7 protein-coding genes and 2 tRNA genes are annotated in these 15,482 nt (G+C 33.1%); 4 read left to right on the top strand and 5 right to left on the bottom strand.

The window, feature by feature from the left end; genetic code table 11:
• Positions 1-35 precede the first annotated feature (35 nt).
• Entirely contained in the window at positions 36-2,126 is a 2,091-nt protein-coding gene (locus JOP69_RS08880; protein WP_203394131.1) for a peptidylprolyl isomerase, read from the top strand.
• A 384-nt stretch (positions 2,127-2,510) separates the two neighbouring features.
• Here the strand turns inward: JOP69_RS08880 and odhB are convergent, their stop codons facing one another.
• Both odhB and JOP69_RS08870 read right to left on the bottom strand, forming a co-directional pair.
• Positions 2,511-3,722 (bottom strand): 2-oxoglutarate dehydrogenase complex dihydrolipoyllysine-residue succinyltransferase, encoded by a 1,212-nt coding sequence (odhB, locus tag JOP69_RS08875; protein WP_203394130.1) that lies wholly within the window; start codon positions 3,720-3,722, stop codon positions 2,511-2,513.
• Positions 3,723-3,877: 155 nt separating this feature from the next.
• Positions 3,878-6,616 carry a 2-oxoglutarate dehydrogenase E1 component gene (locus tag JOP69_RS08870; RefSeq protein ID WP_203394129.1) on the bottom strand — a complete coding sequence of 913 codons (2,739 nt, stop codon included), beginning with the start codon at positions 6,614-6,616 and terminating at the stop codon, positions 3,878-3,880.
• Between the two features lie 196 nt (positions 6,617-6,812).
• Here JOP69_RS08870 and JOP69_RS08865 point away from each other — a divergent pair.
• From JOP69_RS08865 to JOP69_RS08855, 3 genes are all read left to right on the top strand, one after another.
• Positions 6,813-6,886 (top strand) — tRNA-Asn (locus JOP69_RS08865).
• A 282-nt stretch (positions 6,887-7,168) separates the two neighbouring features.
• Positions 7,169-7,242 (top strand) — tRNA-Asn (locus JOP69_RS08860).
• Between the two features lie 125 nt (positions 7,243-7,367).
• Positions 7,368-7,661: a hypothetical protein gene (locus JOP69_RS08855; protein WP_203394128.1), complete on the top strand. Its 294-nt coding sequence runs from the start codon at positions 7,368-7,370 to the stop codon at positions 7,659-7,661.
• Positions 7,662-8,044: 383 nt separating this feature from the next.
• Here the strand turns inward: JOP69_RS08855 and JOP69_RS08850 are convergent, their stop codons facing one another.
• From JOP69_RS08850 to JOP69_RS08840, 3 genes are all read right to left on the bottom strand, one after another.
• Positions 8,045-9,508 carry a glutamate synthase subunit beta gene (locus JOP69_RS08850; protein WP_203394127.1) on the bottom strand — a complete coding sequence of 488 codons (1,464 nt, stop codon included), beginning with the start codon at positions 9,506-9,508 and terminating at the stop codon, positions 8,045-8,047.
• Positions 9,509-9,512: 4 nt separating this feature from the next.
• Complete coding sequence (gltB, locus tag JOP69_RS08845; RefSeq protein ID WP_203394126.1) at positions 9,513-14,024, bottom strand: glutamate synthase large subunit; 4,512 nt, start codon at positions 14,022-14,024, stop codon at positions 9,513-9,515.
• A 214-nt stretch (positions 14,025-14,238) separates the two neighbouring features.
• Complete coding sequence (locus JOP69_RS08840) at positions 14,239-15,480, bottom strand: ammonium transporter (RefSeq protein ID WP_203394125.1); 1,242 nt, start codon at positions 15,478-15,480, stop codon at positions 14,239-14,241.
• Positions 15,481-15,482: the final 2 nt, after the last annotated feature.

Here is a 15,482-nt window from a genome sequence, read left to right as displayed (position 1 = left end):
TCGTATATTCGCAAACTGAAATTAAATAAATTCGTATGGCAATTTTATCAAAAATTAGAGAACGTTCAATGTTCTTAATCATTATAATTGGTTTAGCACTTTTTGCTTTTGTATTAGATCCATCTACTTTAGGTGATTTTTTCAATTCAAGTAAAGTAAATAAAGTAGGTGAAATAAATGGAGAGTCTATCTCTAGACAAGAGTTTTCTGCAGAATTAGAAGCGTATAAACAACAAGTAGGAAATGGTGTTACAGAAATGCAAGCATCTAAAAATGTTTGGGATAATATTGTTAGAAAAAAAATCTATCAAAATCAATTATCAGAAGCAGGAATTACGGTTGGTGAAGCAGATGTGTGGAATGAAGTAATTAATGCTCCTTCAGTTAAAGATAACCCTCAATTTCAAAATGCAGCAGGCTTATTTGATGAAGCAAAATTCAAGCAATTTTTAGCAGACACAAAAGAGAATAATCCAGATATGTGGAGAGCTTGGTCTAATTATATGACTCAAATTAGAGATAATGGAGAGAGAAATACATATAATAATTTAGTTACTGCAGGTCTTGGTGCTTCTTTAAAAGAAGGAGAAGCTCAGTATTTTGTAGACAATACAAAATTATCTTCTCAGTTTGTATTTGTACCTTATACATCAATTGCAGATAGTTTAATTAACGTATCTAAAGGAGAAATAGAATCTTATATCAAAGCAAATGCAAATAACTTTAAAGTAGATGAATCTAGAGATATATCTTACGTAAAGTTTGATATTACTGCTTCATTAGAAGATGAAAACAATATTAAAGCTAGTGTTGCCGAATTAATTGAAGATTTTAAAAGCGCTACAAATGATACTGAGTTTTTAAGTGAAAATGATTCTGATACAAGTATTGATAATAATTTTAAATTTCAAAAAGAGATTAATGCAACAGTAGCTTCAGAAATTTTTAAAGGAACAAAAGGAGATGTTTTTGGTCCATATAAAGAACAAGGATATTTTAAAATATCAAAAATTACTGCTGTTACTAATATGCCAGACTCGGCTAGAGCAAGTCATATTTTAATTCCATTTATTGGAGCTCAAAGAGTTGCGCCAAATGTTACAAGAACTCAAGACGAAGCTAAAATTTTAGCAGATAGTATTTTAACGGTAGTAAAAAGGAATAAAAATAAATTTGCAGATTTAGCTAAAACCTTATCTTCAGATATCGGTTCAGGAGCAAAAGAAGGAGATTTAGGTTGGTTTACTTATAATAGAATGACTCCTAAATTTAGAGATTTTGTTTTTGAAGGGAGTAAAGGAGATATTGGAGTTGTAGAAACACCATTTGGTTTCCATGTTATTAGAATTGATGGTCAAAAAAATAATCAGAAAGCATTAAAATTAGCAACTTATAGTAGACAAATAATTGCTTCTGAAGCTACTGAAAATGAGATTTTTCAAAAAGCAGAACAGTTTGCTTTAGCAACATCAAAAGATAAAAAGTTTTTTGAAATAGCCAAAGAAAATAAATATATAACAAGACCTGCTATTGGTTTAAAAGTTTTAGATGAGAATGTACCTGGTTTAGGTAATCAAAGACAAATTATTTCTTGGGCTTTTGGTAAGGATACAAAACCTGGAGATTTTAAACGTTTTGATTTAGAAGGAAGTCATGTAGTTGCTTTTGTTACTGCTAAAACAGAAAAAGGATTAATGTCTGCTGCTAAGGCAACAAACACTGTTAAGCCTATTTTGATAAACCAAAAGAAAGCAAAATTAATTGCAGACAAATTTAATGGAAGTACTTTAGCGGATATTGCTAAAGAGAATAATACAAACGTTAGAAATGCAAGCGGTATTAATTTAAAAAGTCCAACTTTATCAGGTGCAGGTTCTGAGCCTAAAGTAGTAGGAGCAATGTTTAATGCAGAATTAAACAAAGTATACAAAAACATTGAAGGTAATAAAGGTGTGTATGCTTTTGCAGTAATTAATAAACAGTTGCCAACTACTTTACCTAATTATGAAGTTGCTAGAAAAAGTATTGCAGAGGCAAGAAAAGCAAAAACTTTTACAATGTACGAGGCTCTTAAAAAAGCTTCTGATGTAGAGGATAACAGATCAAACCTATACGTAGGTAACTAAGTTTCCTTTTATATAAAATATAAAATCCGTTCAAATTTTTGAACGGATTTTTTTGTTATATAAAGACTTTATGTTCACATAACTATATTATACCAAAAATAGCTTTAGAACATTATATTTAAGATAATAACATGGCTTAAATAGGTGGTTTACGTAAGGTTGGTGCTGTTCTAGTGTTACTATGTAGTTTGGGTTTGATAAGTTATTTTATATGTCCTAAAACAGTTGTTTTGTATAACAACTTTAAAGAGATGTTTTTTAATAGAAGTAGGGCAATTATAGAAAACTATTTTAAATAAAAAACCTTTCTGATTTCTCAAAAAGGTTTTCCATATCTAATAAGTCAAATGGCTCGACTTTATTTCATCTTGTTTCAAAAGGAACCTACATTTCTAAAGCTTTTGAAGGATTGTTATCCATCAATAATTCAATAGGGTTTTCTAAAGCTTCTTTAACGGCTACTAAGAAACCAACAGATTCTCTACCATCTACAATTCTATGATCGTAAGATAAAGCAACATACATAATTGGTTGAATTACAATTCCGCCATTTACTGCCATTGGTCTGTTAACAATGTTGTGCATTCCTAAAATTCCACTCTGAGGAGGGTTTAAAATAGGAGTAGACAACATAGAACCAAATACACCACCATTGGTAATTGTAAATGTTCCACCAGTCATTTCATCAATAGTAATTTGACCATCTCTTGCTCTAATTGCTAAACGTTTTACTTCACTTTCTACTCCTCTAAAAGATAAGTTTTCTGCATTTCTAATTACAGGAACCATTAAACCTTTTGGTCCGGATACTGCAATAGAAATATCTTGAAAATCGTTCTTTATTTGGTAATCTCCATCAATCATAGAGTTTACATCAGGGAATAATTTTAAAGCTCTAACAACTGCTAAAGTAAAGAAAGACATAAAGCCTAATCCAACTCCGTGTCTTGCTTTAAAAGCTTCTTTATACTCTGTACGTAAATCAAAAATTGGTTGCATGTTTACTTCGTTAAAAGTAGTTAACATAGCCGTTTCGCTTTTTACAGCTACTAAACGTTCCGCAACTTTTCTACGTAACATAGACATTTTTTTGCGCTCTGTTCCTCTAGACCCATTTGCAGGTTGAGTTCCCATAGAAGGTACTGCTTTTACAGCATCGTCTTTGGTAATTCTACCATCTTTTCCACTACCTTTTACAGTAGAAGGAGCAATTCCTTTCTCAGCTAAAACTTTTTTGGCCGCAGGAGAAGCTGTTCCGGTTGCATAAGTAGCAGCTTTTGGCGCTTCTTTTACTTCAACTTTCTTTTCTTCTTTTGGGGCTTCTGTTTTTGCAGGTGTATCTCCTTCTGGTTTTGCTGCGCTTGTATCAATTAAGCAAACTACTGCACCAACTGCTACAGCATCGCCTTCCTCTGCTTTTAAAGTAATAATTCCACTTTCTTCAGCAGGCAATTCTAAGGTTGCCTTGTCAGAATCTACTTCTGCAATAGGTTGATCTTTTTCTACGTAATCACCATCTTCAACTAACCAAGTTGCAATTTCTACTTCTGTAATTGATTCTCCCGGAGAAGGAACTTTCATTTCTAAAACACTCATGCTTTCTTAATTTATTAATACCAAACTTAATACGGTACGCTATTTAATTATTTTTTTATATTTATTTTGGCGTTTTAACAGGCTTTCCATTATATCTTTTTATTTTTCCTTTACAGTCAAAATAAAAAGGATGTCATTTCAATCCTTAACGCGACTTACTCAGTATCAAAAACACTGTCTATAACAGCTTTATGACGTTTTTTAAATCTTGTACTAGAACCAGCAGCAGGCACTGCATAGTATTTACGAGAACGAACTGTTAATTTGACTAACTCAAAACGTTCTAACATATAACTCCATGCTCCCATGTTTCTAGGTTCTTCTTGTGCCCAAATATATTCTTCAATATTAGGGTATCTATCAATTACTTTCTGAATTTTCTCTAAATGTAAAGGAAACAACTGCTCAATCCTTACCAAAGCAATATCATCTCTATCTAAATTTTCTCTTTCTTCCAATAAATCATAATAGAATTTACCCATACAGAAAACTAATTTCTTTACTTTTTTAGGGTTTATTGTATCATCTATTACCTCTTGAAAATCATTAGTTGCCAATTCTTGAATAGTACTCACTGCTTTTGGGTGACGTAATAAACTTTTAGGTGTAAATACAACTAAAGGTTTTCTATACGTACGTTTCATGTGTCTACGTAATAAATGGTAGAAATTTGCAGGAGTTGTACAATTGGCAACAGTCATATTATCTATAGCACATAATTGTAAGTAACGTTCTATCCTTGCTGATGAATGTTCAGAACCTTGTCCTTCATAACCATGAGGTAATAAAACAACAATTCCGTTTTGTAATTTCCATTTATCTTCGGCAGCAGAAATATACTGGTCAAACATTATTTGTGCTCCATTAGAGAAATCTCCAAACTGCGCTTCCCAGATAGTTAAGCAGTTTGGGTTAGCCATGGCATAACCATAATCAAAACCAAGCACACCGTATTCAGATAATAACGAGTTGTAAATCGTCATCTGTCCTTTATTATTTGGGTTTGTATTTAGTAAGTTGATACGTTCTTCTGTAATTTCATCACGTAAGATAGCGTGTCTGTGAGAAAATGTACCTCTTTCTACATCTTGTCCAGAAATTCTTACGTTATATCCTTCTTCCATTAAAGTTCCGTAGGCAAGCGTTTCTGCCATTCCCCAGTCTAATTTATTAGTTTCAAAAGCCATTTTAGCTCTTCCAGCTAAAATACGTTCAGCTTTTCTAACAAAGTTTGCTCCTTCCGGAACTGTAGAAACTACTTTTGCAATTTCTTTTAATTTTACTTCGTCATATTTTGTATCATCCGTAAGTAACATTGCAGATAAATCTTGGCGTTCAAACCCTTCCCAGGTAGATTGCATAAATTCTCTAACAATAGATTTTTCTACTTTTTTAGCTTCATCAAATTCTCTTTCAAGCATTTGTTTAAACTCAGTAGTAATTTCTTTTAAATAAGAATTATCTATTGTACCTTCAGCTAGCAATTGTGCTGCATAAATATCTTTTGGATTTTTATGTTTAGAGATTGCTTTATATAGTTTTGGTTGTGTAAAACGAGGTTCGTCACCTTCATTATGGCCATATTTTCTGTAGCCTAATAAGTCGATAAAAATATCTTGTTTAAACTTCATTCTAAACTCTAATGCCATTTCCATTGCATGACAAACAGCTTCTGTATCATCTGCATTCACATGTAATACTGGTGATAAAGTTACTTTTGCAACATCTGTACAGTATGTACTAGAACGTGCATCTAAATAATTGGTTGTAAAACCAATTTGGTTATTTACAACAATATGGATTGTTCCACCTGTTTTATAACCATTTAATTTTGCCATTTGAGTTACCTCATACGCAATACCTTGACCTGCAATTGCAGCATCACCGTGAATTATAATTGGCAATATTTTACTTTCATCACCATCGTACTTTCTATCAATCTTAGCTCTTGTAATTCCCTCTGCTACGGCGGCTACCGTTTCTAAGTGAGATGGATTAGGAACTAGATTCATTTTAATTTCGTTACCATCTCTATAGGTTTTACTTAAAGTTAAACCTAAATGGTATTTTACATCTCCATCGATATCTTCATCTTCGAAATCTTTCCCTTCAAATTCACTAAATAAATCTCTAACAGGTTTTTTAAAGATATTTACTAAGGTGTTTAAACGACCTCTATGCGCCATTCCTATCACACATTCCTTTACGCCGTATATTTCCGCGGCATCTCTTAAGATAACGCTCATTCCCGGAATTAAGGTTTCTCCTCCTTCTAAAGAAAAGCGTTTTTGACCTACGTATTTAGTTTGTAAAAAACTCTCAAACGTTACTGCTTGGTTTAATTTACCTAAAATATATTTTTTAGCCTCTATAGAATAGCTTGGGTGGTTGTCGTTTTTGTTAAAACGTTCATGCCACCATTTTAATTTTTCAGGGTTACGCATATACATGTATTCTACACCAATAGAATTACAATAAATACGTTGTAAGTTTTTTATAATTTCAGAAAGTGTTGCTTTACCCAAGCCTAAAACTTCACCAGCAGAGAACTCTGTCTCTAAATCGATTTCGGAAAGTCCAAAATTTTCGATATCTAAAGTAGGTGAATATTGTCTTCTGTCTCTAACCGGATTTGTTTTTGTAAATAAGTGACCACGTGTTCTGTAGCCATTAATTAAATCTACAACAAAGAATTCTTTACGAACTTCTTGAGGTATTTCTGATGAAACTTCTTCTTCTTCCTCTTTTAAAGAATAATTCTCATTAGCTAAATCATATCCCTGAAAGAAGCTTCTCCAGCTTGGTTCTACGGCATCTGGGTTTATTAAATACTTATCATATAAATCAGCTATAAAGCCTGTGTGTGCTGCGTTTAAAAACGAAAATTTATCCATATTATAGTTTCTACTTTTTTAAAGTATGTAATGCAGAATCAAAAATACAAATTTTGTATTAAACGTGTATTTATTTAACAATAATAATACAAAATACTTTTTCTTGTTTTTTTTTAATCTTTTTTTTAAAAATGTTTGGAGAAGTTAAAAAAGGGTGTATATTTGCACTCGCAAAACGCATTTATGTGTCGCAAACTCCTTCTTAGCTCAGTTGGTTAGAGCATCTGACTGTTAATCAGAGGGTCCTAGGTTCGAGTCCTAGAGAGGGAGCAAAAAAAGTCTTATCTTAATTGATAAGGCTTTTTTTTATGACTAAAAATTATTTGGTTCTATAAATTATTGATTCTAGTTTAATACAAAAAGTTATGTGTTTTTTTAAGGATCAAGGGATCAAGTCCAAAAGTTATGTGTTTTTTTAATTAGGTTTTAAATTTTTGGTTGTTGATTATTAGTGCTTTAGAATAGTGCTCGTCTTTCTTGTAAAAAAAAGTTGCATAGGTTATAAAAAAATGTATATTTGCACTCGCAAAACACATTTTATGTGTCGCAAACTCCTTCTTAGCTCAGTTGGTTAGAGCATCTGACTGTTAATCAGAGGGTCCTAGGTTCGAGTCCTAGAGAGGGAGCAAAAAAAGTCTTATCTTAATTGATAAGGCTTTTTTTTATGGATATGATTTATTTGTTAAATTGTAGGCTGTTTAGGAGTTAGATGATTGTGCTTCCTGTTGGTGTTAAACTGATACAATTTGTAATGGTAACTATTTTTTGTTTTATAGTATTTGTTCTTTTATGTATGTTGGTTATAAGAAGGTGCTCTGTAAAACCAAAAGAACTAGAAGTTGATGAAGATCAAGCTAAGCATGCTGTAATAAGGACTTGTGAAGTGTTAGAAGAGAAATATAATATACCGTTAGATAATATGTATATAAGAGATATTGAGGTAGAAGTAGAAGATGTTTTGGTAAAAATAGATACACCAACTAAAAACAAATGGTTGAATCCGACTGATAGTTTTGGTAAATTTAAAAAAGGGACTGAAGCGTAAAAGGAGTGCTGTTAAAGAAGGCGATTTATATTAATAATTGCTAGTTTCTGTAGTGGAGTCTTATTCGTTTTTCTATAGAGTTCGTTTGTATTTAATTCAATTACTTTTATTTACTTTATTTTATAGAGTATCATCTTTGCGTGAAGGATAGTAATGAAAAGCCCACAGTGAGGTACGAACGAGGACTTGTAATGGATAGCCTGACCATTTTTAATCTAAATGGTTATTGTTTTAAATGATGTTTTTAAAAAATGGGCACGCCCAAATGATAAAGATTTTTAGGGTAAAAAAAACTCATCAATAATTAAATTGATGAGTTTTTATATGTTCTCGATACAATTCCGAAAAAAAACGGAATTACTCGAACTGAAAGTTTGAATAAATTACATGGCAACTAAATCGCCAGAAACATCTTTTGTAGGTAATTCTGTTTTACCCATTAAAAATAAATCTACTTGTCTTGCAGCTTCTCTACCTTCTGATATTGCCCAAACAATTAAAGATTGTCCACGACGCATATCTCCGGCAGTAAAGATGTTTTTCACATTGGTTTGATATTTACCGTATGCTGCTTTGTAGTTAGATCGTCCATCTTTCTCTAGACCTAATTTGTCTGCTAAAGTGCTTTCTGGTCCTGTAAAACCTAAAGCTAATAAAGCTAAATTACATGGCCAAGTTTTTTCTGTACCTGCTATTTCAATTAATTGAGGTCTTTCTCCTGGTACCATTTTCCATTCTACATTAATTGTTTTTAAAGCAATTAATTTCCCGTTTTCGTCTTTAACAAATTCTTTGGTGTTAATTAGCCAATTACGTTCTACACCTTCTTTATGAGAAGAAGAGGTTTTTAATTGTAAAGGCCAGAAAGGCCATGGAGTTGTTGGGGAACGGTGTCCTGGAGGTTTTGGCATAATTTCAAAGTTTACCACAGATTTTGCTCCGTGTCTGTTTGAAGTACCAATACAATCTGAACCTGTATCTCCACCACCAATTACAATAACATCTTTATCGGTAGCTAATATTTGGTCTTTTACTTCTTTACCAAGTACTACTTTTGTTTGTTGTGTTAAGAAATCCATTGCTTGTACAACACCATCGGCATCAATACCAGGTGTTGGTAAGCTACGTCTTTCTGTTGCTCCTCCACAAAGAACAATACTATCAAAAGCTTTAAGGTCTTTTACATCATAATTAACCCCAACATTTACGTTTGTTTTAAAAATAATTCCTTCAGCTTTTAGGATGGCAACTCTTCTATCGATAACTCCTTTTTCCATTTTAAAATTAGGAATTCCGTAACGTAATAAACCACCAACTTCATCATCTCTTTCAAATACAGTAACGGTATGACCGGCTCTGTTTAATTGTTGAGCTGTTGCTAAACCAGCTGGTCCAGAACCAACAATGGCAATCGTTTTTCCAGTTCTACTTTTTGGAGGTTGTGGTTTTATCCAGCCTTCTTTAAAAGCACGTTCTACAATGTTTTTTTCAATATTTTCAATAGCAATAGGGTCTTCTATAATACCTAATACACATGCTTGTTCGCATGGAGCAGGGCATAAGCGACCTGTAAATTCTGGAAAATTATTTGTAGAATGTAGTATCCATGATGCTTTTTGCCATTCACCTTGATGTACCATGTGATTGAAATCTGGAATTAGATTTCCTAATGGGCAACCACTGTGACAAAAAGGAATACCACAATCCATACAACGTGAACCCTGTTTTGTTTTTTCTTCTTCTGAAAGAGGAACTGTAAATTCTTTATAATTTTTTACACGATCTTTTACAGAAGTATATGTTTCATCTTGTCTTTCAAATTCTTTAAATCCTGTTATTTTTCCCATGACATTATGCTATTGTTAGTTCTTCGAACATTGGTTCTTCTGTTTCTAAACGCTTTAAAGCTTTTTTGTATTCAGTTGGCATTACTTTTACAAAGTTTTTTAAACTTGTATCCCAATCTGCTAACAATGCAGCACCTCTGCTACTATTAGTGTATAAAACGTGTTTTTCTATAGATGCTTTTAATTCTGCAGCAACTTCTTCAGAAATATCTTCGAATTCTATAGTTTCAGTATTACAGAGTCCGTTTATAAATTTGTTTTCTGGGTCGTATACATAAGCAATACCACCACTCATACCTGCGGCAAAATTTCTTCCTGTTCTACCTAATACTACTACTTTTCCACCTGTCATGTATTCACAACAGTGATCTCCAACACCTTCTACAACTGCTGTTGCACCAGAGTTACGAACTGCAAAACGCTCACCAGCAATTCCGTTTATATATGCTTCACCGGCTACGGCACCAAACATACAAACGTTACCAACAATGATGTTGTTTTCTGCTAAGAAGTCTGCTTTCGCTGGTTTTTTAACAATCAATTTTGCGCCAGATAAGCCTTTACCTAAATAATCATTAGTATTACCATCTAAAATAAATGTTAGTCCGTGTGCAGCAAATGCGCCAAAACTTTGACCTGCAGAACCTGTAAAGTTAATGTTTAGCGTGTCTTCTGGTAAACCTAAGTGTCCGTAAATTTTAGAAATTTCATTACTCACAATAGCTCCAACAGTACGGTTTGTATTTTTGATTGGATATGCTAAGTTCATTTTTTCTTTTCTATATAAAGCTCTGTGAGAATCTTTTAATATAGTAAAGTCTAAAACTCCTTCTAAATTATGGTCTTGTTTTTCTGTATTTTTAACAATCATGCTTCTGTAGGCAGTTGGTCTGTGTAAAATACTAGATAAATCTAACCCTTTTGCTTTGTAATGTTTAATAGCATGATTTGCATTAATTTTATGAGTTTGACCAACCATTTCTGCTAAGGTTCTAAAACCAAGTTGTGCCATAATTCCTCTTAATTCTTCAGCAATATAAAAGAAGAAATTAATTACGTGTTCTGGTGTTCCTTTAAAGTTTTTACGCAACTCTTTATCTTGAGTTGCAATACCAACCGGACATGTATTTAAGTGACACTTACGCATCATAATACAACCAGAAGCTACTAAAGGAGCGGTTGCGAAACCAAATTCTTCTGCACCCAATAAAGCTGCAATAGCAACATCACGACCAGTTTTTAATTGACCATCACATTCTACAACAATTCTACTTCTTAAATCATTCATTACCAAAGTTTGCTGAGCTTCGGCTAAGCCAAGTTCCCAGGGTAAGCCTGCGTGCTTTAATGATGTAAGAGGAGAGGCTCCTGTACCACCATCATAACCAGATATTAAAACAACATCTGCTTTTGCTTTAGCAACACCAGCAGCAATTGTACCTACACCAACTTCAGAAACTAATTTTACATTAATTCTAGCTTCTCTGTTTGCGTTTTTTAAATCGTAGATTAATTGTGCTAAATCTTCAATTGAATAAATATCGTGATGTGGAGGAGGGGAAATCAATCCAACAAAAGGAGTTGAGTTTCTTGCTGCTGCTATCCAAGGTAAAACCTTTGCACCAGGTAATTGACCACCTTCACCAGGTTTGGCTCCTTGAGCCATTTTAATTTGTATTTCTTTTGCGCTTGATAGGTAATGAGAAGTTACTCCAAATCTACCAGATGCTACTTGTTTAATGGCAGAGTTTCTACTGTCTCCATTAATATCTTTTTGAAAACGTTTTCTGTCTTCACCACCTTCACCAGAATTAGATTTTCCTCCAATTCTATTCATGGCAATCGCTAAATTTTCATGTGCTTCTCTAGAGATAGATCCATAAGACATTGCACCTGTTTTAAAACGCTTTACAATTTCTGTCCAGTCTTCTACTTCTTCTAATGGAATTGGATCTAGGTTATCAAACTGAAATAAACCACGGATGGTCATTAAGCTTTCTGATTGTTCGTTTATAGTTTTAGCATAAACATCGTAACTTTTTTGATCACTTAATCTTACTGCTTGTTGTAATTTTGCAACTGTCGTTGGATTAAATAAGTGGCGTTCTCCGTTTCTTCTCCATCTATAATCTCCTCCAACATTTAACGCTAAGTTTTTATCAATATGTTTTTCTGGATATGCTTGTTTGTAGCGTTGATCAATTTCTTTTTCAACTTCATATAAGCCAATACCTTCAATTCTTGACGCAGTATAAGGGAAGTATTTTTGTACAAATTGTGAGTTAAAACCTACAATTTCGAAAATTTGAGAACCTCTATAAGAATGTAATGTAGAGATACCAATTTTGTTCATTACTTTTAAGATACCTTTTCCAATAGCTTTGTTGAAGTTATCAACCGCTCCTTGTTCATCCATACCAGTAATGAAACCTTCTTTAACTTGCATTCTAATAATTTCGTTAACCATATATGGGTTTACGGCACTTGCGCCATAACCAAATAAAGTTGCAAAATGATGTGGTTCACGAGGTTCTGCAGATTCAATAATAATATCGAAATGAGAACGCTTACGTAAACGATTTAATTGATGATTTACAAAAGAACAAGCTAATAAAGCAGGTATAGGAGCAAGCTCTTTGTTTACACCTCTATCGGAAAGAATAATAATGTTATTCTTTTTGTCTAATGCTTTTTCAATTTTAACAACAATAGCATCTAAAGCGTCTTCTAAACCGTTTAAACCTTGTGCTTTTGGATATAGCATTTGAATAGTTTCTGCTTTGAAGCTTTCAATATCTATATTTCTAATTTTTTCTAAATCTGCATTAGAGATAACAGGGTTTTGAATTCTTAGTTTTCTACACTGTCTGTCTGTAATGCTAAAAATATTTCTATCTTTTCCTAAATTTAAACTGATATCTGTTACAATTTCTTCACGAATTCCATCTAAAGGAGGGTTTGTAACCTGGGCAAATAATTGTTTAAAGTAATTAGAAATTAATTGAGGTCTGTCTGATAAAACAGCTAGAGGTGTGTCAATTCCCATCGATCCTAGCGCTTCTTTACCAACAATTGCCATTGGAGTAATTACTTCTTGAATATCTTCAAAAGTGTAATTAAATAAACTTAAGCGCGTTTTTATATCAATAGATTCTATAGGGCAAGTTTCGCCATTGTAAGGAACATCTTTTAAGTGTAAACGAGAGTTATCTAACCATTCTTGGTAAGGTCTTTCAGAAACAATTTTACTTTTTATTTCTTCATCCTCAATAATTCTACCTTCATTCATGTCTACCAAGAACATTTTTCCTGGTTCTAATCTACCATGTTCTTTTACGTCTTCTGGCGCAACATCTACCACACCAATTTCAGATGACATAATTAAACTACCACTTTTGGTAATAGTATATCTAGAAGGTCTTAATCCGTTTCTATCTAATAAGGCACCGATATAATCTCCGTCTGTAAAAGGTACAGATGCAGGTCCATCCCAAGGTTCCATGATACAACCATTGTATTCATAAAAAGCTTTGCGCTCTTTAGACATTGTTGCATGTTTTTCCCAGGCTTCTGGTATCATCATCATCATAATTTCTGGTAATGAACGACCGGTGTGAGTTAATAGCTCAACCACCATATCCATAGAAGCAGAATCTGATTTTCCTGGTAATATAATTGGGAATAATTTGTCTATTTGTGGACCGAATACATCACTTTTCATGATTTCTTCTCGTACACGCATTCTACTAACATTACCACGTAACGTGTTAATTTCACCATTCTGACACATGTGTCTAAAAGGTTGTGCTAACTCCCAAGTTGGCATCGTGTTGGTAGAAAAACGTTGGTGTACTAAAGCCAAACGTGTAACTAAGTCTATTTCTTGTAAATCTTTATAATAAGGTCCAATATCTTCTGGCATAATAATACCTTTATAGATAATAGTAGTTAAAGATAAACTAGGAATGTAAAAATATTTGCTTTCAGAAATTTTAGATTTTCTGATAGCATGTTCTGCTATTTTTCTTGCAGCATATAGTTTTGCTTTGAAGGTAGCTTCGTTAATTTCTTCTGTTTTACCAATAAAGAGTTGTTCTATATTTGGTTCAGATGCTAACGCAATTTCTCCTAATTGAAAAGAATCTACAGGTACTTCTCTCCATCCTAAGATTTCAAGGCCTTGTTCTTTTATTTCGTTTTCAAATGTAGTTTTACAAAAGTCATATTGATTGGTAACTTTTGGAAGAAACACCATTCCAACAGCATATTCTCTCTGTTCTGGAATAGGAAAATCACACACTCTTTTAAAGTAATCATGAGGGATGTCTATCAATATTCCGGCGCCATCTCCTGTTTTTCCATCTGCACTAACACCCCCTCTATGTTCTAGTTTTTCTAGAATTTCTAGGGCATCATGTATAATTTGATTCGTTTTTTCTCCATTCAAATTACAGATAAAACCGGCACCGCAATTTTCGTGTTCAAACTCTGGTAAGTATAATCCTTGTTTCTCCATATTGTATTCAATTATATATACAAATCTATGTATTTTATTGAAAAGGACTCAGTATTCTTACTCTTTTAATGTGATTTTTATGATGAAACCAATAAAAAGGTGTAAAAATGATGCTTATGGCAATCTAATGGATTTTTATTGCCATATTCATAAAAACAAAAAAAGTCTGTAAATATTTAAATTTACAGACTTTAAAATCACTGAATTAAAATTTTTAGTGCTCGTTTAAACGAAAGTCTGGATAAGCATCCATACCGTGTTCATGTACGTCTAGGCCTTCTATTTCTTCTTTTTCACTAACTCTTATACCCATTGTTTTCTTTAGTGTGTATATGATAATAAATGAAGTTACTATACAAAAAACTGCATAAGCGGCAACACCTATTAATTGGCTAATAAATTGATCTACACCTGCAAGGTTACCAAATAAACCAACAGCTAAAGTTCCCCAGATACCGCACACAAGGTGTACTGCAATAGCACCAACAGGGTCGTCTAATTTTAATTTATCAATTAGGCTAACTGCAAATACAATAACTGCACCTGCAATTGCACCAATTATAATAGCGTCTGTAGGAGACATTTGATCTGCTCCTGCAGTAATACCAACTAATCCTCCTAAAATTCCATTTAAGAACATTGTTAAATCTAAGTTTTTATACATTATTGTAGAAACAATTGCAGCAACAACTCCACCTGCAGCAGCAGATAAACAAGTGGTTACTAATGTAAGTGAGGTTAATTCTGGGTCTGCAGATAAAACAGAACCTCCGTTAAAACCAAACCATCCTAACCATAAAATTAAAACACCAGCAGTTGCAAATGGTATGTTGTGACCAGGTATTGCTTGTATTTTTCCATTTTTGAATTTTCCTATTCTGGCTCCTAAAAGGCAAACAGCAACAAGAGCTGCCCATCCACCAACAGAGTGTACTAAAGTAGAACCTGCAAAATCATAGAAAGGAGTTTCTAGGGTTTGTAAAAATCCACCACCCCATTTCCAAGAACCAGCAATTGGGTATACAAACCCAACGTAGATCACTGCAAATATCATAAACGGAAGAATTTTCATTCTTTCGGCAACAGCACCAGATACAATGGTTGCAGCAGTTGCAGCAAACATTCCTTGAAATAAGAAATCTGTCCAATAGGTGTAGCCTTGGTTGTAGGCTAAATCTAAAGTACCTTCAGCAGTTAATGGAGATGATAATCCAAACCCAGCAAAACCAAAAATTCCAGATGATCCATCTGCAAAACCAGGGTACATTAAGTTAAAACCAACTAAAGCATATAACAATAGTCCGATAGTAACGATAAATATATTTTTAAATAATATGTTAAGTGTATTTTTTTGTCTTGTTAAACCAATTTCTAAAAATGCAAAACCTGTATGCATAAAGAAAACTAGTGCTGTACAGATCATCATCCATACATTGTTAATTGTTAATAATTCCATGT

Origin of the sequence: Polaribacter sp. Q13, from assembly GCF_016858305.2 — a bacterium.
GTDB lineage: Bacteria > Bacteroidota > Bacteroidia > Flavobacteriales > Flavobacteriaceae > Polaribacter.
The sequence above is the reverse complement of the archived record's forward strand: the minus strand, read 5'-3'. Positions and strand labels throughout refer to the sequence as shown.

Bases quoted from the DNA above. Each gene is read 5' to 3' on its own strand.
- JOP69_RS08880 (WP_203394131.1), top strand. From the start codon at position 36: ATGGCAATTTTATCAAAAATTAGAGAACGTTCAATGTTCTTAATCATT.
- odhB (WP_203394130.1), bottom strand. From the start codon at position 3,722: ATGAGTGTTTTAGAAATGAAAGTTCCTTCTCCGGGAGAATCAATTACA.
- JOP69_RS08870 (WP_203394129.1), bottom strand. From the start codon at position 6,616: ATGGATAAATTTTCGTTTTTAAACGCAGCACACACAGGCTTTATAGCT.
- JOP69_RS08855 (WP_203394128.1), top strand. From the start codon at position 7,368: ATGGTAACTATTTTTTGTTTTATAGTATTTGTTCTTTTATGTATGTTG.
- JOP69_RS08850 (WP_203394127.1), bottom strand. From the start codon at position 9,508: ATGGGAAAAATAACAGGATTTAAAGAATTTGAAAGACAAGATGAAACA.
- gltB (WP_203394126.1), bottom strand. From the start codon at position 14,024: ATGGAGAAACAAGGATTATACTTACCAGAGTTTGAACACGAAAATTGC.
- JOP69_RS08840 (WP_203394125.1), bottom strand. From the start codon at position 15,480: ATGGAATTATTAACAATTAACAATGTATGGATGATGATCTGTACAGCA.